This window comes from Picosynechococcus sp. NKBG15041c (assembly GCF_055380235.1).
In genome coordinates, this window is the sequence record NZ_AP040363.1 from 807,079 (window position 1) to 832,034 (window position 24,956).

23 protein-coding genes are annotated in these 24,956 nt (G+C 50.1%); 7 read left to right on the top strand and 16 right to left on the bottom strand.

The genetic code is table 11. The features are described 5' to 3' along the window. Positions 1-13 precede the first annotated feature (13 nt). The gene (gene trpB, locus ACZ45B_RS03950) at positions 14-1,267 is read left to right on the top strand and encodes a tryptophan synthase subunit beta (RefSeq protein ID WP_024546034.1); all 1,254 of its coding nucleotides are present in this window, start codon (positions 14-16) and stop codon (positions 1,265-1,267) included. 60 nt (positions 1,268-1,327) lie between these two features. Here trpB and ACZ45B_RS03955 read toward each other — a convergent pair whose 3' ends face one another. The 3 genes from ACZ45B_RS03955 to ACZ45B_RS03965 form a co-directional block, all read right to left on the bottom strand. Next, a complete protein-coding gene (locus ACZ45B_RS03955; protein ID WP_024546033.1) occupies positions 1,328-1,990 on the bottom strand; it encodes an HAS-barrel domain-containing protein in 663 nt (220 codons plus the stop codon). 18 nt (positions 1,991-2,008) lie between these two features. After that, positions 2,009-2,179 carry an NAD(P)H dehydrogenase subunit NdhS gene (locus ACZ45B_RS03960; protein WP_071990946.1) on the bottom strand — a complete coding sequence of 57 codons (171 nt, stop codon included), beginning with the start codon at positions 2,177-2,179 and terminating at the stop codon, positions 2,009-2,011. 98 nt (positions 2,180-2,277) lie between these two features. After that, positions 2,278-2,901 carry a hypothetical protein gene (locus tag ACZ45B_RS03965; protein WP_024546032.1) on the bottom strand — a complete coding sequence of 208 codons (624 nt, stop codon included), beginning with the start codon at positions 2,899-2,901 and terminating at the stop codon, positions 2,278-2,280. Between the two features lie 83 nt (positions 2,902-2,984). Here ACZ45B_RS03965 and ACZ45B_RS03970 point away from each other — a divergent pair, with 83 nt between their 5' ends. After that, positions 2,985-3,566, top strand: coding sequence for a hypothetical protein (locus ACZ45B_RS03970; RefSeq protein ID WP_024546031.1), 582 nt, complete (start codon positions 2,985-2,987; stop codon positions 3,564-3,566). 37 nt (positions 3,567-3,603) lie between these two features. On the opposite strand, the gene nadB is transcribed toward ACZ45B_RS03970, so the two are convergent. From nadB to ACZ45B_RS03985, 3 genes are all read right to left on the bottom strand, one after another. Then, a complete protein-coding gene (nadB, locus tag ACZ45B_RS03975; protein ID WP_464675024.1) occupies positions 3,604-5,265 on the bottom strand; it encodes an L-aspartate oxidase in 1,662 nt (553 codons plus the stop codon). A gap of 146 nt (positions 5,266-5,411) precedes the next feature. Beyond that, positions 5,412-5,903, bottom strand: coding sequence for a Dps family protein (locus ACZ45B_RS03980; protein WP_024546029.1), 492 nt, complete (start codon positions 5,901-5,903; stop codon positions 5,412-5,414). 49 nt (positions 5,904-5,952) lie between these two features. Continuing rightward, entirely contained in the window at positions 5,953-6,273 is a 321-nt protein-coding gene (locus tag ACZ45B_RS03985; RefSeq protein WP_024546028.1) for a sll1863 family stress response protein, read from the bottom strand. A gap of 520 nt (positions 6,274-6,793) precedes the next feature. On the opposite strand from ACZ45B_RS03985, the gene ACZ45B_RS03990 reads away from it, so the two are divergent. Next, positions 6,794-7,669, top strand: coding sequence for an MBL fold metallo-hydrolase (locus ACZ45B_RS03990; RefSeq protein ID WP_024546027.1), 876 nt, complete (start codon positions 6,794-6,796; stop codon positions 7,667-7,669). Then, positions 7,666-7,971: a hypothetical protein gene (locus tag ACZ45B_RS03995; RefSeq protein WP_024546026.1), complete on the top strand. Its 306-nt coding sequence runs from the start codon at positions 7,666-7,668 to the stop codon at positions 7,969-7,971. Before ACZ45B_RS03990 ends, ACZ45B_RS03995 begins: the two co-directional genes overlap by 4 nt. On the opposite strand, the gene ACZ45B_RS04000 is transcribed toward ACZ45B_RS03995, so the two are convergent. Next, positions 7,968-9,101 carry a histidinol-phosphate transaminase gene (locus ACZ45B_RS04000; RefSeq protein WP_024546025.1) on the bottom strand — a complete coding sequence of 378 codons (1,134 nt, stop codon included), beginning with the start codon at positions 9,099-9,101 and terminating at the stop codon, positions 7,968-7,970. The genes ACZ45B_RS03995 and ACZ45B_RS04000 overlap by 4 nt on opposite strands. 216 nt (positions 9,102-9,317) lie before the next feature. Between ACZ45B_RS04000 and ACZ45B_RS04005 the strand changes: the two genes are divergently transcribed. Further along, positions 9,318-10,487, top strand: coding sequence for a pyridoxal phosphate-dependent aminotransferase (locus ACZ45B_RS04005; protein WP_024546024.1), 1,170 nt, complete (start codon positions 9,318-9,320; stop codon positions 10,485-10,487). Between the two features lie 140 nt (positions 10,488-10,627). Here the strand turns inward: ACZ45B_RS04005 and ribBA are convergent, their stop codons facing one another. The 3 genes from ribBA to ACZ45B_RS04020 all read right to left on the bottom strand — a co-directional run bounded on the left by ribBA (position 10,628) and on the right by ACZ45B_RS04020 (position 15,339). Next, complete coding sequence (ribBA, locus tag ACZ45B_RS04010; RefSeq protein WP_024546023.1) at positions 10,628-12,298, bottom strand: bifunctional 3,4-dihydroxy-2-butanone-4-phosphate synthase/GTP cyclohydrolase II; 1,671 nt, start codon at positions 12,296-12,298, stop codon at positions 10,628-10,630. Positions 12,299-12,337: 39 nt separating this feature from the next. Next, positions 12,338-14,041, bottom strand: a complete 1,704-nt coding sequence (locus ACZ45B_RS04015; protein ID WP_024546022.1) for a GAF domain-containing sensor histidine kinase — start codon at positions 14,039-14,041, stop codon at positions 12,338-12,340. A gap of 461 nt (positions 14,042-14,502) precedes the next feature. Further along, positions 14,503-15,339 (bottom strand): alpha/beta hydrolase, encoded by an 837-nt coding sequence (locus tag ACZ45B_RS04020; RefSeq protein WP_024546021.1) that lies wholly within the window; start codon positions 15,337-15,339, stop codon positions 14,503-14,505. A 181-nt stretch (positions 15,340-15,520) separates the two neighbouring features. Here ACZ45B_RS04020 and rlmN point away from each other — a divergent pair, with 181 nt between their 5' ends. Together rlmN and ACZ45B_RS04030 are read left to right on the top strand one after the other, a co-directional pair. After that, on the top strand, positions 15,521-16,561 hold the full coding sequence (gene rlmN / locus ACZ45B_RS04025; RefSeq protein ID WP_024546020.1) for a dual-specificity RNA methyltransferase RlmN: 1,041 nt from the start codon (positions 15,521-15,523) through the stop codon (positions 16,559-16,561). Positions 16,562-16,595: 34 nt separating this feature from the next. Beyond that, positions 16,596-16,874: a TatA/E family twin arginine-targeting protein translocase gene (locus ACZ45B_RS04030; protein ID WP_024546019.1), complete on the top strand. Its 279-nt coding sequence runs from the start codon at positions 16,596-16,598 to the stop codon at positions 16,872-16,874. A 21-nt stretch (positions 16,875-16,895) separates the two neighbouring features. Here ACZ45B_RS04030 and ACZ45B_RS04035 read toward each other — a convergent pair whose 3' ends face one another. The 6 genes from ACZ45B_RS04035 to ACZ45B_RS04060 all read right to left on the bottom strand — a co-directional run bounded on the left by ACZ45B_RS04035 (position 16,896) and on the right by ACZ45B_RS04060 (position 24,612). Beyond that, positions 16,896-17,369, bottom strand: coding sequence for a hypothetical protein (locus tag ACZ45B_RS04035; protein ID WP_024546018.1), 474 nt, complete (start codon positions 17,367-17,369; stop codon positions 16,896-16,898). 54 nt (positions 17,370-17,423) lie between these two features. Beyond that, positions 17,424-18,587 (bottom strand): glycosyltransferase family 4 protein, encoded by a 1,164-nt coding sequence (locus ACZ45B_RS04040; protein WP_024546017.1) that lies wholly within the window; start codon positions 18,585-18,587, stop codon positions 17,424-17,426. Positions 18,588-18,611: 24 nt separating this feature from the next. Further along, the gene (locus ACZ45B_RS04045) at positions 18,612-19,970 is read right to left on the bottom strand and encodes an MFS transporter (RefSeq protein ID WP_024546016.1); all 1,359 of its coding nucleotides are present in this window, start codon (positions 19,968-19,970) and stop codon (positions 18,612-18,614) included. Between the two features lie 116 nt (positions 19,971-20,086). Then, complete coding sequence (ureE, locus tag ACZ45B_RS04050; RefSeq protein WP_024546015.1) at positions 20,087-20,545, bottom strand: urease accessory protein UreE; 459 nt, start codon at positions 20,543-20,545, stop codon at positions 20,087-20,089. Positions 20,546-20,582: 37 nt separating this feature from the next. Continuing rightward, positions 20,583-20,957, bottom strand: a complete 375-nt coding sequence (locus tag ACZ45B_RS04055; protein ID WP_024546014.1) for an Hpt domain-containing protein — start codon at positions 20,955-20,957, stop codon at positions 20,583-20,585. Between the two features lie 4 nt (positions 20,958-20,961). Then, positions 20,962-24,612 (bottom strand): hybrid sensor histidine kinase/response regulator, encoded by a 3,651-nt coding sequence (locus ACZ45B_RS04060; protein ID WP_158505987.1) that lies wholly within the window; start codon positions 24,610-24,612, stop codon positions 20,962-20,964. Between the last annotated feature and the right edge of the window lie 344 nt (positions 24,613-24,956).

Below are 24,956 nucleotides of genomic sequence, written 5' to 3' on the forward strand. Positions count from 1 at the left end.
TGATACAGATACCGTGACTATTTCTCCCATTTCCCCCCAAAACATCACCTTTAGCCCCAATCAACCGGATGCCTTTGGGCGTTTTGGGCAGTATGGCGGCAAATATGTACCAGAAACCTTGATGCCTGCCCTCGCGGAATTGGAGGCAGCCTATGCCCAATACCGCAATGACCCGGCATTCCAGGTAGAACTCGCTGGCTTACTCAAAGACTATGTCGGTCGTCCGAGTCCTCTCTACTTTGCAGAACGGCTCACGGCTCGTTATGCTCGCCCGGATGGGTCTGGCCCCCAGATTTATCTCAAGCGCGAAGACCTTAACCACACCGGGGCTCACAAAATCAATAATGCGATCGCCCAAGCCCTCCTCGCCAAACGCATGGGCAAAAAACGGATCATCGCGGAGACTGGCGCCGGTCAGCATGGCGTTGCGACGGCCACAGTCTGTGCTCGCTTTGGGCTAGAATGCATCATCTACATGGGGGTGCAGGATATGGAACGCCAAGCCCTGAACGTCTTTCGGATGAAATTGTTGGGGGCGACAGTACGGCCCGTTGCTGCGGGGACAGGAACCCTAAAAGACGCCACTTCTGAAGCAATTCGCGATTGGGTAACTAATGTAGAAACCACCCACTATATTCTCGGTTCCGTGGCTGGCCCCCACCCCTACCCGATGATGGTGCGAGACTTCCATGCCGTGATTGGTGCCGAAACCCGGGAACAGTGCCAGGAGAAATGGGGCGGTCTGCCAGACATTCTCATTGCCTGTGTGGGGGGTGGCTCTAACGCCATGGGTCTATTCCATGAATTTGTTCAAGATACTTCTGTCCGCTTAATCGGGGTTGAAGCGGAGGGCTCTGGTATCGCTAGTGGCCACCACGCCGCGACCCTCACCCAGGGAAAACCAGGCGTTTTACATGGGGCAATGAGTTATTTACTCCAGGATACCGAAGGCCAAGTCGTAGAGGCCCATTCCATCAGTGCGGGGCTAGATTATCCTGGGGTCGGCCCGGAGCATAGCTATCTTAAAGATACATCCCGGGCAGAATATTTTAGTGTTACGGACCAAGATGCAGTGGCTGCGTTCCGCAGAGTATCTGAATTAGAAGGGATTATTCCGGCCCTTGAAACATCCCATGCTTTTGCTTATTTAGAAACCCTTTGTCCTCAGTTATCGGGTAGCCCCCGGATTGTGATCAATAGTTCTGGGCGGGGCGATAAGGATGTGCAAACGGTAGCGAAATATCTTGATACCCACGGTTGGGATTAGCGTTCCCCCCTGTCCCCTCCCAGGAGGGGATTTTTTTGTGGGTTGAAGAAAAGTCTGTAGCTACCAGTGGATTTGGCTCAGGATATAACGGAGGCGATCGTAGTCGTCCTTGAGGAGGGTACTGATCATCCGGCCGACGTCAATGAGCCATTGGCGATCGCCTTTACGCAGCCGATATACTTCTCGCACCGAAGCGGCCATCAGTGATTCTGGGGGAACCCAATTGACCTGGAGGAGCACCCGCAAAAATTCTAATTTATCCGTGAAATGGATAATTTCATCCGGCCCGCAATGGTAGACCGATTGATGAATTTGTGGTGGCCGGGGCGGTAAATACTGAAACACTTCCCCCCGTTGTCCATTATTGCGGCGAGCATTTGGTATTTCAAAACCGACGATCGCGGCCCGAAACTCTGTTTTTAACATCGCAAAAATCTGGGGCTGCTGTTCTCGCAATTCTTCCAGACTCATCCCCAGGGCTCTAGCCCGATGCACAGAATCAATAGGAGCAGTGGTGACATAGGTAACGACGCCATAGACAATGTTGCCCGATTCTTCGTCATAGGATTTGACCCAACTGCCAAAGGGGGGCATCACCGGAAAACTCAGGTCTTCTGGCTCTAAACACTGGGCGGTAAACTCTGTTGTCGCCGTTTCGATCACCTCTGCAATGTAATCGGGGTGACGATCACCAGCGGCAAATTGGGGTAAGGGGAGGCGCATAATGGGGGCAAAAATCCCTTACTTCGTTTCTTCCAGTTCGTTGAGATTGAAGGTAATAATCTTGTCCCAGTTTCCCCCCTCAAAAAGAACGGCAACGCGGCCGTCAGTGACCCGCTGAACAAGGCCCTGAAACCGATAAAAAGTGTCGTCAGGGTTGATTACGCGCACAGTGCTACCGGGGAGAATCATCTTTCTTAAAACCTTTTAGTGAAATCACAGGAAAATTTTACCCATCATAACGTGATCCATCGGCCTTAAGTCGCCAGAATTGAGGCGGCGATCGCCAATTACGTCCCTACGGCACCAGACTCCGGAAAATAAATGGTGCGAATATCTTCAGGCAACTCAGTTAAAATCAATTGCCTGCCCTGGTGTATCCAATAGTCCACATCCTCGGTGGTTAAATCTTCCCCCAAACCCTGGAGGTGGGCCGAAATACGCATCGAGCTCCAGTGAAAATTATCCGCCAGCACCACCACCAAACGGGGCAAAGGAGGGATGAGATCGAGGGCTTGCTCTAGGTAGTACCAGAGGGGTGGCGGTGTTCGTTTGATATCGTAATTGATGCTTTCGACCGGGGGGACAGCCAGGCTGTCTTGGTAGGCAGCCGTAACGCGTAAAAGCCACTGCTGCAAAGATTGACAGCCCTGCGCTTCTAAATTCAGGGTGCGCATCTCATGGAAAATTTGCCGCCAAATCAATGCAAAAAGATAATCTACCTGCACAGGCGATCGCCCCTCGTTCCCAATCAACATGTAGAGAACTGGAGCATACCGACAAAAAATCCCGACAAAATACCGGCCCTGATCCCCATAGCGTTGACAAAAAGCCAAGAGGTTGGAATCGCTATAATGGTGGAGAGCTTGGATTAACGGATGATCCGTTTCAGAAAAACTCGGAATCTGAAGCATATCCTGCAATAATGCCTTAAAAATACCTGCATGGCGTCACTCGATTTTAATCATAAGCGATTCACCGCCCAACCTTTTGTTCCATGACCGTTGCTTTTTCTGCATTACTTCATTTTCCCCTCGCTGCTTTTTTCCCTGCCTTTGATAGCCTCCTCTCAACCCAGGGCATTATGGTGATGTTGCTCTGCGCCTATGGGGTCGCCATGTGGATGTTTTTGACAACAGCCCCCAAGGTTTACACGATCATGGTTTCTGACCTGGATGTGGCCCGTAGTTTTTATGAAGGCATTTTGCAACTGCCGGCCGCCGATGTCCCGCTCCACTATTACTACAACTACGAGCAGACCCTAGGCACCGCAGGGCTTGACCCAATGTATATGGGCGCGAGCCCGATGGCTATGGGCCGCTCCAATACATTCCAAGGTACGGCAGGGTTATGGTATCAGTTGAAAAAAAATACCCAACTCCACATTGTCACCGGGGCGAGCTTAGGGAAGAAAAATCGCCAACGCCATGTATGCTTTGACAAAGAATGCTTAGAGACGCTGTTGCTCCGGATCCAAGCGCGTCGCCTCAAATACAAGATTCGCCAAGAAAAGCCCCTCAATTTTCTGGTAAAAGATTGGGACGAGCGGGTTATTGAAATCGTCGAAGTCGCCAACTAAGATTCACCATGGATATAAAGTCGCTGACTGGGGCCATTTACCCAGGAAATAACTTGGGCGATCGCCGTAAATTTTCACCTTCTACAAGGGTATGTACCTGCCAATCTGACTGAGTTTCAGGATAATCGGTACGGTAATGTCCCCCTCGGCTTTCGGTGCGCCATAGGGCACTTTTGAGAATTAACAACGCCACATCCGTTAAGTTACAAACCTCGGCATAGAGACGGATTTCCATCTCGGCATCAGGGTGATTCAGTTGCATTACCTGCCCGGGCTCTAGGTGAAGAAATTGCGCCATGGCCATCCGTTTCAGTTGGGTTTGCCAGTCGGCGACTTGGGCGATCGCCTCCGTGAGGATTTGCCGTTCGCGACAAATTCCAGCACTTTGCCAGAGGAGGAGGGGCAGATCAGCGCGGATGGTTTGCACCTTAACGGATTCCTTTGCCCAGTGCTGGTCGAGGGTTAGTAGCGGGGGGTGCGGGAGGGGCTCCGTTGTGTTTGTTGGGGCTAAATGACGCAGTTGCGCCGCGAAAACAAGACATTCTAGCAGGGAATTACTCGCTAAACGATTCGCTCCATGTACCCCTGTACTGGCGGTTTCACCAATGGCATAGAGCCCTGGGATCGAGGTTTCACAGGCCGTATTTGTGGCAACTCCCCCCATCCAATAATGGGCAGCGGGGGCAACGGGGATCGGTTCTGAGAAAACATCGACCCCCCACTCGGCACACATGCGAATGATATTGGGGAAGCGACGGCGAATTTTTTCCTCGGGAATAACACTCAAATCAAGATAAACGTGGGCATTGGCGGGATCGCCGGCGTTTTCGGCCAGATAGCTAAAAATGGCACGACTGACCACATCACGGGGGGCTAATTCCCCGGCAGGGTGGTAATCAAAGGCAAAGCGATCGCCATTAAATCCCAATAAATGCGCTCCCTCTCCCCGCACTGCTTCACTGATCAAAAAATGGGGCGCATTGGGTTTTGTCAGGGCCGTCGGGTGGAACTGAAAAAATTCGAGATCTCGCAGCTGGGCCCCAGCACGCCAGGCAAGGGCAACCCCATCACCGGTGCTCACCGTCGGATTTGTGGTTTGGGCGAAGATCTGCCCACCGCCTCCCGTCGCGACAATCACGGCCCCCGCCGTTAGCCATTGAATTTTATGTTCAAACAGAATGCTGACGCCCCGACAGTGGCCTGTTCCATCACGCCATAGTTGCAAGGCAAACGCTTGGGCGACAACATGGATGTTGGGTCTTTCTAAAACTTGCTCAATGAGGGTTGTAATAATTGCTTTCCCGGTAGTATCAGCGGAATGGAGTACCCGGGGCCGGGAATGGGCTGCCTCCAGGGTCATGGCCAAGTCACCGTCTTTGCGATCAAAGGCGACGCCCATTTCTACCAAGTGAGCGATCGCCTCTGGGGCATGGTTGACTAAAAATTGCACCGCTACCGGTTCGCAGAGGCCAGCCCCGGCCTCCATTGTGTCTCGAAAATGTAAATCTGGGGAATCAGTGGGGGCGATCGCCGCCGCAATGCCGCCCTGGGCCCACTTGCTCGATCCGGTGCGCAACTTCGCTTTGGTAATCAGCCCCACCTGGAGGTGATTGGGCAAAGACAATGCCGCATACAACCCCGCTGCACCACTCCCGATGACAACCACATCAAATTGAGCAGGCAAATTGGTCACGCTGATTATTCCTTAAACTGGGCAGAAGATGGGCAATAAATTCTAATCACTATAACTTTAAACGTCCTGGGGGGGACACAAAAAAATTCCCCCAAAGAGGAGGAATCGTTGGTTACGTTTGGTTACGCTGGAAGACTGATAGTGTGACCTATTTACCGGAGAATGCTGCTAAGCATCCAGGCTTGTTTCTCGTGGCTGCGGACACGACCGCTGAGGAGTTCTGCCGTAGAAACGTCATCGCTTTGTTCTGCCTGGCGTAAAATCCCCTTGAGTTTTTCACTCAGAATCTGGTGATCCTCCGCCAACTGATTAATCATTTCTTCGGCACTAGAAAGGCCAGTCGCCTCCTGTAGAGAACTCAACTCAAGAAATTGTTGAAACGAACCTGGTGCCGATAGGCCCAAGACCCGAATCCGTTCGGCAATGTCATCAACGGCGATCGCCAAAGCTTTGTATTGATCCTCCAACAGATTGTGGAGGCCATAAAAAAGGTGCCCTTCTACATTCCAGTGAAAATTTTGCGTTTTCAGATACAGCAGATAGGTATCTGCGAGTAAATGGGAGAGAGATTGGGCGATCGTCAAAGATGCCCCTTGGGATTGTGAGCTTGTTGTTTCAAGACGAGTTTTGAGGGTGGTGACCATAGATTTTCTCCTGTCGTTGTCCATTGATGTTATGCAAGGGGACAGGACATTAGAAATTCTGTAATGCTTTCTGAAAGGACTGATCTAATTCTTGCCAAGCACTTTCAAAACCTTTCTGGAGATCGTCCCAAGCTGATTCACTTGCATTTTGGAGTGACTCAAATTTTCTCTGAGCAGCATCTCGCTTTGTCATCATTTCTTCCAGTAGGTTGTTATACTGGAGCTTGCCTTCTGCTTCGACCTGGTCGACTTTTGCCCGAAATTCGTCAATGCGAGCATCAATCTTATCAATTTGCGCCTTGACCTGTTCTTTGTAGCGCTTCTGTTGGTCTTTATTTTGCGCGATAGAAGTGTTGAGTTGGTTAGCCATAATTGGACTTTAACCTCCTTTGTTTCGATATGAATCAAGCGTTAATTTTGTTGCTTCTTTATTTTCTTTCCCAAGCTTCTATTCTATGAGAGTCTATGAGAGAGGCAAAAGATGGCAACTTTATATTTTTTGCTTAATTACATTCTTATCCTAAAAAAACTCCGTGAGTATCGACATCTATCGATAGTTATAGATTGCCTTTTAGATTGTGAATTGATCTTTTTTTTGCGGTTTACCGAACTTTAACCGAACATAAAATTCTTGTTGCCTAAAGTATTTTGGTTGTTTTAGGACCTAAATAAACATTCACGCGATTTACCCCAAACCCAAGATTAAATCAGAAACAAAATAAAATCTTTGAGGCTATTTTGTTTTGATTTTTGACGAATACTCAAACTGAAAGAGATGATTTTTTGCCAGGAGATAAAGGGTCATCAATGGTATCAATTGATAAACGATGCGGTACGCCTAACTTATCCAATGTTAAGATTTCCTCAGAAAGTTTCAGGGAAAACCACCTATGGCCAGCCAACATCAGCGGCGATCGCACAATGTACCCGGTGACTTTTATGTAGATTGCAGTTGTATTGACTGTGATACTTGCCGTTGGCTCAGTCCAGATATTTTCAACCGCCAAGATCAGCAATCCGCCGTCTATCATCAGCCCGAAACTCCTGCCCAGCGACGCACTGCTCTCCAAGCTCTGCTGGCTTGTCCAACGGCTTCGATTGGTGTTGAGACTGCTCCTAGAGACTTGAAGGCTATTCAAGAAGAATTTCCCCTCCCCATTGTCGAGAATATTTACTACTGCGGTTATCATTCGCGCAAATCCTTTGGGGCGACCAGTTATTTCATCCGGCATCCAGAGGGGAATATTCTCGTAGATTCTCCCCGTTTTCAACCGGCCCTGGTCAAGCAATTAGAAGCTTTAGGGGGGGTGAAATATTTGTTTTTGACCCACCGGGACGATGTGGCTGATCACCAGAAATTCCATGACCATTTTGGTTGCGATCGCCTTTTGCACCGGGCCGATCTCCGGCCGGGAACCCAAAGTGTAGAAATCATTCTGGAGGGTACAGAGCCGCAGTCTTTCCTCTCAAATTGTTTGTTGATCCCAGTGCCAGGCCATACCGAAGGTCACGTTGTGCTGCTGTATGACAATCAATACCTATTCACGGGGGATCATTTAGCTTTTTCTGCCAGACTCGGCCATTTGACAGGTTTCCGCAATCATTGCTGGTATTCTTGGACAGCGCAAATCGCCTCCATGAAAAACCTCCTTGCCTACCCAATCACCTGGATTTTGCCGGGCCATGGCCGTCGCTACCAAGCGGAGCCTAACAAGCTACACCAGGATTTGCAAGCTTGTATCCGGTGGATGGAGTCTGTTGCATGAGTGTGACTTTTTTTTGGTTGGTGGCGATCGCCAGTAATCTTGGCCTCGTTTTGGTGAACTGCATTCTCTGGCACAAAATTCGTCGCTGGCATCAGGCACTCCGCCTGAGTCGGCAGCGGTTTATCGTGAACGAGCGTAAGATCCAAACCGTTGTGGAGAGCCTCCGCCAGCAAACTGAGCTGATTCCGGCCACTACCCAGCATATTCGGACGAAAAAGCAACAGGGCCAGCAGGTCATTGCTCAGATTAAGCTTCTCCAACAGTTACTGCGGGCCTTGGTATTCATGCGTCGCCAATTCTAGGGATGCTCAGGTAAAGACCGCAGATAATCTGCCAGTCGATCTAACAAGCGCTGATTCTCAGCGGGCGTCCCGACACTGATGCGTAGTCCTCCCCCAGTGTGGCGGATCAAAGTGCCTTGCTCTTTGAGAGATTCTACGATTGCCCCGAGGTGATGATCTTGAGGTGCTCCCCAGGGTTCCAGGCGACCATAGAGGAAATTTGCCTCACTGGGCCACACCCGGAAATTAGGGAGCTGTCCCAGGGCTTGGTATAGGGAATCTCGTTCTTGCCGGGTTTCGGATAGGGTTGCGAGGAGGTGATCGCCATGGTCGAGGGCCAGTTGTGCGGCTGCCTGGGAGAAACCCGGCAAATTGTATGGTAGGCGTACTTTTTCGAGGGCTTCGATTACTGCTGAACTGCCGATCGCGTAACCCACCCGCAGGGCGGCTAGGCGGAACGCCTTCGAAAACGTCCGCAGAATTACCCAGTTGGGTCGCTGCAGTACCTCTGCCACTAAGGTTTTTTGGCTAAATTCGAAATAGGCCTCATCCACCACCACGAGAATATCGGCGGGTAAAGATTGGAGCCAAGCAATTTCTTGTGGGGTTAGACACTGGCCCGTGGGGGAGTTGGGGTGCACAACAAACACGACCCGCACTGGTGGCCCCTCGGGTTTGTCAATCATCGCTTGGGCCGCTGCCAGATCCCAGCTAAAATCGTCTGGTTTTCGGGTGATCGCCACGGCAGCAACCCCCAAGGTTTGCGCCAAGATGCGATACATCGAAAATGTGGGATCCGCCACTAAAATCGATCCTTCGCCCCCCAAGCAGGTGGCAATCAAAAGAGAACGAATCAATTCATCAGAGCCGTTGCCCACGGAGATTTGGGCCGCCTGGATTTCTCCTTGCAAACCGCCAGAACGATTCACATAGGCAGCAATGCGCTCCTTCAATGGCCCATGGCCCCCGTCAGGATAACGGTTAGTGGCGATCTGGTTTTGGTAATGCTCGGCTAAGGTTTTCTTGAGATCGACGGGTAAATCATAGGGACTTTCGTTAGTGTCGAGAATATCGACCGGAGTTTTTGTCGGGCCGCCGGGGTGGGAGACATAGGCTTGGAGTTGGGCCAAATCAGAACGCAAAAAGGACATAACTGCTGTGACAAAAGAGGGTGGAAATCAATTCCCCAAGGGTATTGAAAGGGAAACAAACAAAATCTGATCAATCTGTAAAATCGATCATAGGTTTAAGGTTGCGTTATGTAAAAATAACGTTGGTACAGTGGGAAGTCGCTTTAGCCTAAAAATTGGAAATTTTCCTGTACTATTATTCCGCGCTTATTACCCCCTATCTAAACGCAAATCACCATGAAATTGGCAGCCAGAGTCAGTCAAGTCAAGCCTTCGATTACCCTGACGATCTCCGCAAAAGCAAAAGCAATGAAGGCGGACGGGATTGATGTCTGCAGTTTTAGCGCTGGGGAACCAGATTTTGACACCCCTGACCACATCAAGGCAGCGGTTAAACAGGCCCTCGATGCGGGCAAAACGAAATATGGCCCTGCTGCGGGAGAACCACTCCTCCGCCAGGCGATCGCCAAAAAATTACAAACAGAAAATAATCTCCCCTACAGTGCCGAGAATGTGATTGTCACCAATGGTGGTAAACATGCCCTCTATGGCCTGATGATGACCCTGATTGAGCCTGGAGATGAGGTGATTATCCCTGCTCCCTACTGGTTGAGCTACCCAGAAATGGTAACCCTTGCTGGCGGAACGCCTGTCTTTATTGACGCAACAGCGGCAAATCATTACAAGATTACCCCCGAACAGCTACGTAATGCCATCACCGAAAAAACCAAACTTTTTGTCTTTAATTCCCCCTCTAATCCGACAGGGATGGTCTATAGTCCGGCGGAAGTGGCGGCGATCGCCCAGGTTTTAGTCGAGAAGCAAGTCCTGGTAGTAGCCGATGAAATTTACGAAAAAATTCTCTATGGCACCGCGGAGCACTGCAGTATTGGATCGGTCAGTGCTGATATTTTTCCCCTCACAATTACCTGCAATGGCTTTGCTAAGGCTTTTTCGATGACAGGCTGGCGCTTGGGCTATATTGCTGCTCCCCTTGAACTGATCAAAGGCATGACTACCCTCCAGAGCCACAGTACTTCCAATGTTTGTACCTTTGCCCAATATGGGGCGATCGCCGCCCTAGAAGGGGGACTCGATTGTGTCCAAGCAATGCTCACGGCCTTTAGAAAACGACGCGAAGTCATGCTCGGAGCTGTTCACGCTCTGCCCCAGGTGAGCTGCCCGACCCCCGATGGCGCTTTTTATCTGTTCGTGGATATCCAAGCCTATGGTCTTGATTCCCTAAAGTTCTGCCAACGCCTTCTCCATGAGCAACAGGTCGCTGCCATTCCTGGGGTCGCCTTTGGCAATGACTACTGCATTCGCCTTTCCTATGCCACAGATCTAGAAACCATCGAAAAGGGCATGACCCGTTTAGATAAATTTCTCCAAACCCTCTCCATCTAATTTCCCCCACCCAGGGATCATCCCCTAAACAGATAAAACCCAGGCATTTTGAGCCTGGGTCTGAATTTTGGATTAATGGGCCTTGTGAACTCAGAGAAAAGGATTGATGTGGCTAATCTCCTGGGCCAGTTGCGCTGAAATTACGCTGATTTGGGTCGTTGGAAATGATAAATGACCTGAGTTTTGAGGGCCATTGCAGAGATAAAAGTCGGTAGTTCAGGCCAAGGGAGAAATTCCCGGTCTAGCTGGATTTGTAGACCTGTCATCGGATCTTCCCCCGTGGCGACCATAAATTCTAGCTCCGTCAGATCAGGCCACTGGTAGATTTCGTTGAGAATGGTGGCGATCGCCTGGAGATAAGGGTGTTGGGCATCGGTATACCAATCAGCGACAGCAAGTTTTGCCTGGTCAAACCCCAAGTGGACAATTAAAGGCGCATTAGAGAACACCGCACTGGCCACAGGGCGAGCTTCTTCACGCACCAGCAAATGTTGGGCTTGGGCTGAATGGCGTAACCGTTCTAGGTGTTCATAGCGTTGGGTGACATTATCTTTTCCCTGCCAACGGAGGGCGATCGTTGCCAGGTGGGTTTGCAAGAGCATATGGCCCAACTTCTGAGCTTTAGTATTGAGATAACGAGTATTAAAATCATTACTCTCGATCAACAACGGTACCCGGTCTACCATCTCTAAGCCATAGCCTTTAAGGCCCGCAATTTTCCGGGGATTATTCGTGATTAAACGAATCGCATGGATCCCTAGGTCATTGAGCATCTGCGCCCCCACACCATAGTCCCGTAGATCTGCCGGGAAACCCAGTCGTTCATTCGCTTCTACAGTATCTAAGCCCATATCTTGGAGAGAGTAGGCCTTGAGTTTATTGACTAAACCAATGCCGCGCCCCTCTTGGCGTAAATAAACCACAACCCCTTGCCCCGCATTTTCAATCATTTTGAGGGCGGCGATCAATTGCATGCGGCAATCACAGCGCAGGGAGCCCAGGGCATCCCCCGTCAAACACTCTGAGTGAACTCGCACCATCACTGGTTGGTCTGCAAAATCCTGGGGATTCCCTTTGACGATCGCCACATGTTCCGTGCCATCCATGGTGTTGCGGTAGGCATAGATTTCAAATTGCCCAAACTCCGTTGGCAACTTCGTCACTGTTTCTCGGTAGACAAAGCGGTCATTCTTGAGGCGATAGGAAATCAGGTCAGCGATACTGATGATCTTGAGATCAAATTTTTGCGCGTATTCTACCAGCTCGGGTAACCGGGCCATGGAACCATCATTATTCTGAATTTCGCAAATAACCCCCGCCGGATATAGGCCTGCTAGTCGGGCTAAATCAACGGCTGCTTCGGTATGGCCAGCTCGCTTCAGAACACCGCCATTGCGAGCCCGGAGGGGAAAGATATGACCAGGGCGATTGAGATCTTCCGGGCGAGCGGTGGGATCGATCGCCACTTGGATCGTCCGGGAGCGGTCTTCGGCAGAAATTCCAGTACTTACCCCAAGGCGGGGATGGGCATCGATGCTGATCGTAAAAGCAGTCTGATTACTGTCAGTGTTTTTGTGGACCATCAGTGGCAGATCCAAGACATCTAAGCGATCGCCCGTCATTGCTAAACAGATGAGCCCCCGGGCTTCCACAGCCATAAAATTAATCATATCTGGGGTCGCATGTTGGGCCGCACAGATAATGTCTCCTTCATTTTCGCGGTTCTCATCGTCCACGACCACAACGGCGCGTCCGGCTTTAATGTCCTTGAGGGCATCCTCGATCGAATCAAATTGCCAAGCTGTATCCACGTATTTTTCAGTTAACTAAATGTAATGTTTCTTTAATATTTACAGTCCATTGTAACGGTTTGCTGGGCTCTCTGCGGTCGAGATGATGCTTTGAGAATCCAGATGATGGCTCTGTTTGAGAATGGGTTTTTGGTGGAGAAGAGCCGAAAAAGTAACCGTTGAACCCAGACCTTCACCCATGCTGTAAAAAGAAATTTTGCCGCCACAGGCCTCTACGAGTTTTTTAGAAATCGCCAGCCCCAAGCCAGTACCTCCATACTGACGAGTATGGCCACCCCGCACTTGGGAGAAATTTTCAAAGAGCTTGGTCTGCATATCCAAGGCAACGCCAATACCTGTATCAATTACGCTAATTTTAGCAACCCCAGGGAATTGGCGATCGCCATAGGTGATGGGCTTAAAAACAAGCTCCACATCGATCGTAATGCCGCCATTGGGGGTGAATTTGATTGCGTTGCTGACGAGGTTGAGGAGGACTTGGAAAATACGACGATAGTCAGTGTAGAGGATGATGTCATCGTGACTTTCGGGGATATGAATATCCCAGGTGAGCTGTTTGGTTTGGAGTTGAGGACGGGCAAAGTTATTGAGGTTATCTAGTAGTTCTGTGAGCTTGATGGGCTGAAATTCAAGGTCAATTTTGCCAGCTTCAATTTTGGCAATGTCGAGGATGTCGTTAATTAAGTTCAGCAGATGGAGGGCACTTTCGTAGGCGGCACCCACAAATTCAAGTTCTTCGGTGCGGTCATCGGCCATTTCATCGAGGATCAGCTTTAAAAAACCGATGATCCCGTTGAGGGGGGTGCGCAGTTCGTGGGTAGTACTGGCGAGAAAGTCATTTTTGAGGCGGGTGGCTTCGGTGGCAGTCTGGTGGAGATGTTCTAGTTCTTTATAAAGAGTGGCATGGGCGATCGCCGTTCCCAATTGTTCAGCGATTTCCTGGGCAAATTCCTGTTCCACCTCTTGCCATTCCCGGGGGTAATTGCACTGTTGGAGGCAAATTAAACCATTAACACTGCCTTGGTAGAGGGTCGGGACGATGAGTATCGATTGGCTATCGGGGAGGACAGCGTGAAACACATCAGTCTGCTGGGGCTCTTTAGTTTGGGCGAGTTGTTCGAATATCAAATTATTAGGCGATCGCCACTGGATCCCTAGACAAGAGCTCATTTCAGGTTGGCGATATTCAGCTTCAACCCGCAGGCTCTGCTGCATTTCATCGGTTGCTAAGAGTAAACAGCGGCTGACTTGTAAGGTTTCCCCGATACCATTAACGGCCTCTTGACGAATAACCACCCAATCGAGGGTACTCCGGATTTTTCGAGCAATCTGCGTTAGGGCTTTTTGGTGAGCCAAAGGCGACAAAGGCAGTACTGGATTATGTGTCGCTCGGGGAAGACCCACAACTAACAGTTGACTACCAGGGAGCGGCATCAGCAACAGCTTGAGTGTAATCGCCTTGTCTTCCCATCGAAAAGTCCCCTCTAGGGTTGCGGGACTGCCTTGGGTTGTCTGCTGTAGAGCATTGGCGTAGGGATAGGGGGCCACATCGAACCATTGGGTAAACACCTGTTCTCCAATTATTGTCTGTCGATCGCTATCCCGAATAATTTTCTGTTGCCCATAAAAATCGATGCAAGCACCTGTTTGGTCCTGAATCCAAAGGATTTCTGCATTCAGGGGCTGCCAGTAGGCCAGATGGCATTGTAAGTCGGACGATAGCTTAGGGGAGGAACAGCCCATAGTGGCGCTAATGATTTAGTTGAGGTTAGTTCTGGAGGTCTGAGGCAGTGGTTTAACTGTTGAAGGGTCTTGGGGAATATATTGCTAGAGTCGGCTCAGGTTCAGTGATTCAAGAATTTTACTGGACTGGGGCAATACAGCGAGGCGATCGCTTGACGAGCAGGAAAGCGCACCCAGGGTTAGGTATCAATATACTTTACGCCATCCCCTTTGACTTCTTATCCTTAACATCCTAAGGAATACCGAACCATCAAGAAAAAAAGATTCAGTAAATTTATTTGCTATCTTCATTGAACTTGCGTTCAGAATCAGTCGCCATTGCCACCAACACTGCCCCTAAAGTTTTTTGGTTTGATTCGGTAGGGTCAGGCTAATACTGGCTTTCTGCAATGCAGCGCGGTTTGGTCATAGAATCTCAAGAAGGCGATCACAATCAATGAAATGGTGAGCCCTTTTTCCCTTTAGCTGCCGCTGGCAACGGTCATCTGTTGTAACCAGTCAATGCCCTGTTTAAAGGCTGTTTCCCCGGTGATCGCCCCATTGGTATGGTCTGCTCCGGGAATCAGGACAAAGTGCTTTGGGGCTGTGGCGATCGCCCAGAGACTTTGACCCATCGCTGGGGGAACAAGATCATCCTGGGCGCCATGGGTGATAAAAATAGGTTCTTGAAGTTGGGCAATTTTTGCGGCCGAGTCAAACCGCTGCTTGAGCAGGAATGGCACGGGAAAAAGACGATACTGGGGTTTAGTGGTGGCCATCGCCATCATGGAAGTAAAAGTGCTTTCCAGAAAAAGACCGGCAACAGGACGCTGACGGGATAGTTCAACGGCCACGGCCCCGCCAAGGGAATGGCCATGTACCATTAGCTGGGCTGCTGGGATATTTTTTTCTCTGGTGAGGAATTCATAGGCGGCGATCGCATCTTCATAGACTTGGGCTTCTTGGGGAAAACCCGCACTACTACTACCATAGCCGCGATAATTAAACACCAAGGCACCATAGCCAACCCGCTGCCAGAGGGCGATCGCCTGGAAATTAGGATCGCTCAGGCCACCGTTGCCATGGAGAAAAAGCACTGCTTTTTGGCCGTTGGTCGGAGGAGGGAACCACCAGCCGGTCAAATGCTGCTGTTGGCCCACCGGAATTGTGACCGCCTCATGGGTCAGGGTCAATGTTGCAGGAATAGGATTTAGCGGCTGTGCTTCAGGAAAAAAAATAAGCTGCCGTTGTTGAAAAAAAAGGAGACCACAACCTCCCACATAGGCCAGTAAGAATCCCGTTAGCAGCCAGCCGATCATGATTTTCTTGGAAACATTTATCTTTTCCATCATAGGCAGCTTTGTCAGCGCTCAACCAAGATCAAGGACAGTTTCGCAACCGTTAGGGGATTCTAGCAACCCTACCGACCGCCCATGTCACAATGGAAGCGAAGAACGCAAAAATTTTCAGCAAAAGGCGATCGCCTTTTGCTCCCGAACCATGTCCCAAGATGTCCTCCTCGGTAAAAGTCTCCCCGAACTAACCCACTGGGTTGAAGCCACCGGTCAACCCAGTTACCGGGGGAAACAGCTCTATGATTGGCTCTACAACAAGGGTATCCATCGTCTCGATGAAATAACCGTTTTCCCCAAGGCTTGGCGAGCAGAAATGGCCGCTTATCCCGTCGGGCGATCGCAGATTCATCACCACCGCACCGCCCCCGATGGCACCCGTAAATATCTCCTCAAACTCCATGACGGCTTGATTGTTGAAACTGTCGGCATCCCTACCGAAAAACGTCTGACAGTTTGTGTTTCCTCCCAGGTGGGCTGTGCCATGGCCTGTGACTTCTGTGCCACGGGGAAAAGTGGCTTTACTCGCCACCTCCAGGCCCATGAAATTATTGACCAAGTGCTCACTGTCCAAGAAGACTTTCAACAGCGGGTCAGCCATGTGGTATTCATGGGCATGGGAGAACCCCTCGCAAACCTCGACCAAGTACTCAAGTCAGTTTATGGGTTAAACCAAGATATCGGCATTGGCCAGCGATCGCTCACCATTTCCACCGTCGGTGTGCCCGGAAAAATTCGTGAACTGGCTGACCATTATTTACAAATCACCTTTGCCGTTAGTCTCCACGCACCGAACCAACACCTCAGAGAATCCATCATTCCGACGGCTAGCCATTATCCTTTTCAGGAGTTGCTTGATGAATGTCGAGAATACGTGGCGATTACCCATCGTCGGATCAGCTTTGAATACATTCTGTTGGCAGGAGTCAATGATCTACCGGACCACGCCACAGAACTGGCGAAGCAGCTTAAGGGTTTCCAGAGCCATGTCAATTTGATTCCCTATAATCCCATCACAGAAGTTCCTTTCCAGCGGCCTGGGAAGAAGCGAATCAACGTGTTTAAGCAGATCCTCCAAGACCACAAAATTGCGGTCACCGTACGTTATTCCAAGGGCTTAGAAGCTGACGCTGCCTGCGGTCAACTGCGCTCGAATTTCCGGCGATCTGCGCCAGCAACGGTAAAATAAAACAGCAAAAATCTTCGCCAGCGTCACCACTGCCATGAATATTTTCGGTATCGGTCTGCCAGAAATGGCCCTTATTTTTATCATTGCCCTCTTAATCTTCGGCCCGAAAAAGCTACCAGAAATAGGCCGGAGCCTTGGTAAGACGATCCGTAGTTTCCAGGATGCGTCCAATGAATTCCAGGAAGAATTTAAAAAAGAAGCGGAAAAAATCGAGAATACGGTATCAATGCAGGCCCGCCTTGAAGAAGGAAACGGCGATGAAGCAGCGGTGCAAACTGAGAATGCAGCCAGTGAGCCCAAGGCTAACAGTTAGCGCCAGCTAATCCGTTGTCTACTAAGCCCACTGACTGGGGGGAGTTTGTTGGGGGCGATCGCCTAAATCGCCCAATAGCTTCTCTTGGATCGCCTGCTGCAACTCCTGACGACGGATTTCAATGCTGCCCTGGGTTTCACTAAAAATCACACTCTCAACAGCTGCCAGAGAAAACAACTTGAACAACAGGTGGGTAACGGGGACGGCGAGGGCAACCAAGCTTGGATTCGTATCAACTCCCTGGGACTGCTGAGCTAGGGCTAGGGTTTCAAAGCCATAGACAACTGTTTTTGTTCGTTGGGGGTCTGTTCGATGGGCAAGGGTCGTCACTAGCCAATCTCCCCCTAAGGACTGACAAACATAATATTCCTGCGCTTTCAAGTGTCCAGCAAAGGTTTTGAGCACAGGGGCGATCGCCTGTTCCATGACCCGGGGCATCGTCCCATCTTGAGGCGCTTGCTCAATGAGGCAGCGTAATTGTTGGTCTAGATCCATAGGAAAACAACGGTTAGGCGATCGGAGCTTACTTTTCTATGATAGATCTTCCCCCTAGGGGCTTTGCACAGGTAGTGGATAATGGCGAGGCTCCACCACAGCAGGACAGAGACTTTGATAGGTTTGCTCTAGTTGACTGATGTTGTTGTGCAGGGTGTAGCGCTCTAGAAGTCGTTGGCGAGCCTTATGGCCAAGAATTGTCACCAGCTCTGCCTGATCACGCAGGAGGGGCAGTAACGTTTTTAATTGGCCCGTCACGCCCTTCGTATCGAGAACTATCCCCGCCCCTTGGTTTAAAACCTCTCCATCGGCCCCAGCATCGGTGGCCACACAGGCTAGACCACAGGCCATGGCTTCTAGGAGCGATAAAGATAGCCCCTCTACTAAGGAAGGGAGGATAAAGACATCCGCCGCCCGGAGTAAGTCTAAACGCTGGGTTTCATCCCCGACAAATCCCAGCCAGATAATGCCCTGGTCGTCATTATAGGTCGATTCTAAAGACGCTTTCAGGGGACCGTCGCCCATGATCAAGAGCAGGCAATCCTCTCCCATATTGGCCACACACCAAGCCTTGAGAAGAGCTTCTACGTTTTTTTCGGGGGCAATGCGACCTTGGTAAATAAACACTCGCTTTGCCTTGAGGCTCCGTCGATAGGTGCTGGGGGCCGGGCAGTATTTTTGTTCATCAACCCCATTGGGAATAATCTGCACTGTACCTTGGGGAACCCCTAATTTCACCAACATATCCTTTTGGATTTCAGAAAAAACAATTACCCGGTCGTAGTTAGCCAGACAGGGGGCATAGAGTTGATAGGTCAGATACTGGGTGCTGGATTGGAGATTACGTAATTTGCTGTCAAAGGGGGGATGAAAGGTGGCGACTAGGGGCAAATTTAATTCGCGACAAATATCTGGTAAACGAAAATCAAGGGGGGACAGGGTCAGGGAAGCATGGACTAAATCGGGCTGGAATTTCTCGAGGGCTTCCATCAACACTTGGCTAGATTTGGGACTGGGAATGGTGTAAATCTGGGACTTGTAGAGGAAGGGGAGAAACACCTCTGGGCAATCTCGCCAAACCTGTTCACTTTCTTCCTGTTGGGCAAAGTGAAGAAAACTGACGTTATAGCCTCGATCCAGGAGGTGGTTAGTCACTTCACGGCCATAGGTGACATTGCCACAAAAGGGAGATTTTTTACCGAGCCAAGCGACATGCATTGATTGGAGATCCTGGGTTGAGGGTTAGGATTTTCGCGAGATACACCAGTTTAGTACGCCGCCGGCGATCGCCAATCCTGAGAGGCCGAGGAGCACAGGTTGCAGGCCAAAGAGGGCTTCTGCTACTCCCGCTAAGGCCAAGGGTAAAGATAGAGCAATATTAACAGCATTATTCTGTAAACCAAAAACCTTTCCTCGTAGTGCTGCTGGGGTTTCTCGCTGAATGGTTGTCTGCATTGGTACGCCCACGAGGGCGGCAAAAAAACCGAGGGCAGTGGTGCTCAGCAGGGAAAAAATCAGGCTATGGGTCGAGAAGGAAAGGGCAAGGAGGGCGATCGCCGTTCCAATGGATCCCCAAAAGCTCAAAGTTCGGTAAGGGAGGTGATTTCCCCAATGGCCGAGGAAAAAAGCGCCAATCCCTAAACCGACCCCCCCAGCAGCTAAGAGGAAGCCAAATTGCTCTGCTTTGAGGCCCGGAATCTGGGCTGCCAAACTGACTGCAACCACCGCCAGGGCTGCAAAGACAGCGAAAAGGATCACCAACTGGATCAAGGCATTGCGTACCCGTTGGTTGTCATTGAGGTAACGCAGGCCGTCGCGAATATCGGCCCATACATGGGGCTGTTCCTGTTGACGGTCTTTGGGGGTTTCATTGGTTTTGAGAGCCAGCAGTACTAGGCCGGCGATCGCATAGCCCCCACCCACAACCAGCTCTTTTCCCCAATCCCCCGGAATACCGAAATGGGCCAAAAGTTGATCTGTCAAGCCGAGGAGGGGCTCCCCCACCGCAAAACCAACAATGAGCAGGGCCATCATGGTGGTGGTGTAAAGAGAATTGGCGGCCAGAAGATATTTGTGGTCAACAATTAAAGGCAGAGCTGCCTGTTCCGCCGGGGCAAAAAACTGTGTCAGAGTGGAGACAAGAAAGGTCATGCCCAGGAGCAAAATAAAGCCAGGGGGCAATTCCCACCAATCTGGTTGATCCTGCACAAACCACAGCAAGGCTGGCAAGCTCAGTACAAACAGTCCCCGCAGAAGATTGGAGACCACCAGAACTCCTTTCTTGGACCAGCGATCCACATAAACCCCTGCCACGGAGCCAAATAAAATGGCTGGGATTGTCAAAGCAATCATGACCGCAGAGACCCAGCTACTAATCCCTTGGGCCGCCACTTGGAAATGACTCGCGATGAGGGCAATCATCAGCACTAGGTAAATCTTGTCGGCTAACTGAGAAAAGATTTGACCGATCCAGAGCACAAGAAATTGGGGGTTGCGCAATACGGGGCCAAAACCAGCGGTCGTTTGGGGGGAAGCGATCGCCCCCTCTATCGGTGGAATATCAGTGGCAGGGAGGGTCGGTAAATCCGTTTCCGTGGACATGCGTGGTGGGCAAAAATAGTGATGAGAGGATCATTTCTCAGTATAGTTGAGGCGATCGCCCAATGTTGGCGGTTTATACCCCAGGAAACATCCAGGATTTTGCTTTACTACAAGCCTTAATGATGGTGACCATAGGCCCCCTCCTCCGGGAAGAAAGGCACGATTTCCCCTTGGAGTTGTAACCCCAGTTGGGAGAGCATTCCTTCGAGCACATGGTCTGGGGAAAACCGGAGATAGGTCTGTTGTACCTCTAGGGGCACATGACGATTACCTAGATGGTAAGCGGCTTTTAGGAGCAATAAAGACGTCGGCGCGGTCACCGTGATCACTGCTTCGGGCTTTGCGGTTACCTGCACCAGGGTCTGATCATCGGCGGTTTGAAAATAGTCATTGGGGTGGATATGGCTGCCCCGGGGGAGATTAAAATGCACCGCTTGGCCTGTCTCCAGTTCGAGGCGTTGGCGGCTTTTTTGTCGTTCTGCGGCGGTTAACGGAAGTTTGAGATCTGCCTGGACAGGCTCTTGGGGGTGGGGATGATATTTATGGGTAAGGATGAGATCAACGGCAATGGTCATGGGTTCCGGTTCCGTAATCAGGGGAGTAAAGACAGGTTTAAAACATTGATTCAAGTTTGGGCAGTTGGTCGGTGAGGGATATGGCGATCGCCTGGTAGTCCTGATTTAAACGCCGGAGCAGCGCCGTCACCAGGGCCCAATCCGCCGCCGTTGCTGCCGTCTCTAACGCTTGGCACTGGTGGGCAAATTGTTCTAAACGAAACAGGCGGCTACTAGATTTTAGAGTGTGGGCATTGCGGACAACTTCCGGTTGGCTATGTTGGGCAAGGCCCACCGCCATCGCAGTCAGCAATGTCGGGGTATCTGACAAAAAAGTTTCGACCAAATCTCGCATCACCTCCAGGTCATAGCTAACCAATTCGGCAAGGCCCTTCAGGTCAATTTCATCGGCGGCAGACGGTTGGGATGCCATGGCGTTAACAAGGGGGGGAGTGGGGCATGCTGGGACTAACCTGGTTGCGGCAGTGGGCAGCCTTGAGGGCGTGGAGTAGTTTTTTAATCTGGATTGGCTTACTGAGGTAGTCATTCATGCCAGCATCAAGGCAAAGTTGGCGATCGCCCTGCATCGCATTGGCAGTCATGGCAATAATCCAGGGATAGCCCGGGGACTGGGGATTAGACCCATACCGGACGCGAATTTGGCGTGTTGCTTCAAGACCATCCATTGACGGCATTTGAATATCCATCAGAACTACATCATAACTTTGATGCTCCAGGCGATCTAGCACCTCTTGGCCATTGGTCGCCACCGTCGCTTCGTAGCCAATGCGTTTGAGAATATTGAGGGCCACCTTCTGATTGACGATATTATCTTCTGCTAAAAGAATGCGCAGAGGATAGGTCTGCCCAAAGGTTCCGTCAAGGGAGGAAGGAGAGGCCACCGCCGCCATGGGCGTTGTTTCGGTGAGGGCTAGGGTGAGGTAATGGTAGAGGGATTCTTGTTTAAGCGGTTGGCTCAGTTGTAAAAAAGCTTGTAACGCGGGGTCTTCATTGGCTGGGGCCAAACTAAGGGGTGGCGCAATCGTGACGATCGCCAGATCAAAATTTTCGCTCACCTTCTGTGCCTGTTGGAAAAAGTTGCTGGATACCAGAGCAGCTTGGGTTTCTACCAACAAAATATCTGGAGGAGATTGATTGCTCAGAATGTCTAAGGCGGTGGCGGTGCTGGTGGTGTGAAAAATTGTGATCCCCAACGGGGCCAGCCATTGGGTGATTCCCTGGGCGACTAGGGAACTGGGATGGAGAAGCAGTAATGTTTTGGCTCGAAGACCAGCTGGGGGTGGAGCGATCGCCCCAGGGGAAGCCGCCAACGGAAAAGGAATTTGGCATGAAAACATCGTCTTGATCGGCACCGATTGCAAAGCCGGGGGCGTTGGCGGCCCCGGTATGGGGGGAATTTGCCCGGTGCTCATTTCGCCGCTTTTTACCCAAATTTGCCCTCCCATCAAGGCAACCAAGCGTTTGCAGATCACCAAACCCAAGCCCGTGCCTCCATAGCGCCGGGAGGTGGAGGCATCTCCTTGACTAAAGGGCTGGAAGAGGCGCGGCATCTGCTCTGGAGAAATCCCGACCCCTGTGTCCAACACCATAAAGCGGAGCGAAACGTGATCTGCGGCCAAATGAGGCCAGGGTACAGTTTGTACCCAGAGGGAGACATCGCCTTGATTGGTGAATTTCACCGCATTCCCCAGGAGATTCAGCAGAATTTGCTGGAGCCGTTTGACATCTCCTGTAAGCCAATGGGGTACATCTGGCTCGATGTAATAGCTCAAGTAAATTGGTTTGGCGATCGCCCGGGTCGCAATCAAATCTAAACAGCCCTCAATGCAGGCTTGTAGATCGAAAGGTTGGAGTTCCAGCTCAAATTTGCCAGACTCAATTTTGGAAAAATCCAGAATATCGTTAATGATCGCCAAGAGATTGTGGCCACTGCTGCGAATAATTTCAACAAATTCTTGCTGCTGCTCCGTCAAATGGGTATCTGTTAAAAGCTCTGCCATGCCGATTACCGCATTCATCGGTGTGCGAATCTCATGGCTCATGGTGGCCAAAAATTCACTTTTTGCACGGTTGGCGGCTTCGGCTTCTTCCTTTGCGAGTTGCAGTTGGCCCTCAGCTTCGACTTTTTCGGTAATGTCCGTAATTGTACCTACCATCCGGTAGGGTTTGCCCCGGTCATCCCTGACGCACTTGCCCTTACTCAGAATCCAGCGGTAGTTTCCGTCACAGTGATGGATACGGTGGGTATTTTGATAAATTTTTGTCAGGCCCTGCAAATGAGCTTCAATCGCCTCTTGCACTTGAACCAGGCTTTCGGGGTGAATGTGACTGACCCAAAAATCAAGGTCACCGAGTTTGGGGGCGTTGTCGATGGCTGGGTAACCGAGAATTTCCAGCCAAGTAGGAGAATAATAAACCTGGTTTGTCTCTAAATCCCAGTCCCAAATACCATCATTAGTAGCGGCGATCGCCAATTCATAGCGTTCTTCGCTTTGCCGGAGCTGTTGGGCAATGATCTGCCGTTGTTGGATCTCTTCAGAAAGGGCTTTGGTGCGCGCTTCTACCTGGGCTTCAAGGTTTTGGGCCGTCGCTTGGATTGACTGGAATTGTTGCCTTAGGGTGAGCAGCATCATCCCAAAGTTGTGGCTAAGCCGATTAAACTCGCGAATTTGACTTTTTGGAGGGGCGACCTCGGTGGCATCCTGGAGCTGCGTCTGGATATCTGTGGTCATCAGACTGAGTTGATTGAGGGGAGCAGTCAACCAACGGCTAATTTTTTCAGCGGTCGCCACAGCCACCAAGAGCAGTACCAAAACAATGGTTAAGCTGCGAATGTAGTAGGCTTCCAGATTATTAATTTCTGGGGCCAGTTCAACGGTTAACCAAAGCTGAGCGGGGAGTAACGTCTCTTCTAAGGGCCGGACGATCGCCCCTACCGCCTGACGCCAGCGACTCATGGCCGACCTACCCGGGCTGATGGGAGGCAGAAAAATAGTGCTTTGGTCAGAAAGGGCCTGGTCATTCCATTGGTCATAGGCGCTCCAGGTTTCCCCTGGGGGATCCAATCCAGCGGAGTCGGCAATCACGCGGTTATTGTCTGGATTAATGGCGATCGCCCGGAGGGGATACTGGCGCACGGCGTGGAGTTTTTGCTGGAGAAACTCCGCCAGGTATGCCGCATTCACATCGAAATATAACGCCCCCGCATCATTAGGCAGCCCTATCACATATTCAATGTGCAAATGTCCCGGATGTTGGTGAACCATAGCCATTTTTCCCCGTTGACCTGGCAGGGAATTTTGGAAATAAGTTTGCACCTGCTGACGAATTTCTTCATCCGTTGGGATGGAAGCATCATTAACTTGATTTTGGGTTGAAACAACGATCTCCCCTTCTGGATTAAACACAATGATATGGTGCAATTCAGGGGAAATTGCCTGGAGCCCACGAATTGCATTACTGGTACGCGCTGAGGTAAGACCATTCTCCCCAATAACTTCTGCCACATAACCACTTGTCTCTAGAAAACTTGTTTCCCAAAGGGTGATTTCCTCTGTGAGAGATTGGCTGAATTCCACCAAAATTTCATCAATACTCTGTTCAATGGCCTGAAATCGTTCCTGTCCGTTGAGAACCATTAAGGTCAAAATCGGAAAAACAATAAAAGCCAATAAAATATTAAAAACAATCTGTCGTAAAGAATGGTGCTGTCGATAACGACGGGGGGCAATATTTCGCCAAAAGGGAATATAACCCACAATCAAACTGGCAACTTCAGCGTTAAAAATACCATTCACCGATTGTTTTAGTGCAACGGTTATCACTGCCTGTATTGGCATTTTTAACAGAAAGAAATAAGTCAAGAAAATAAGTGGTGATCCGATGAGCAACCAATAAATGGCATTATAAAAAGTGATATTGATATTCTGTCGTTTCTGTTGCCAAAAGAAGCTGACGAATAAAACTTCTAGGCAAAAAGTGACGATCGCATAGCTATGGTGCCAGAGAAAAAAAGTATGGATACTGGCGATCATCCCAGCGATGATCGCCCAAAAAGGCCCATACAAAAAAAGTGTCAGCCAAACTGCAATGGAGCCGAATAAAAAATCAATGCCAAAAAATAAACTAAGCTTAAAATAATTGCCTAAATATCCGAAAAGAATTAGCGCTAGAAGCAAATATGGTCTTTCTAGCTGCAAATAAGGATGCTTACTCCAAAAATAACCGCATGTCCCTTTCAACCAAGAAAGCATTATGCTCGGAAAAATTTATTCAACACTCTATAATTATTAATCCTAGTAAGAGTTGTGGTGCTGCATCAATCAAACGATATGATTCTTGACTAAAGTGAGAGAAATTTCAATGTCGTTTTTTTGACCAGATCCCATAGGTTATCATTGAGCTCTTGCCA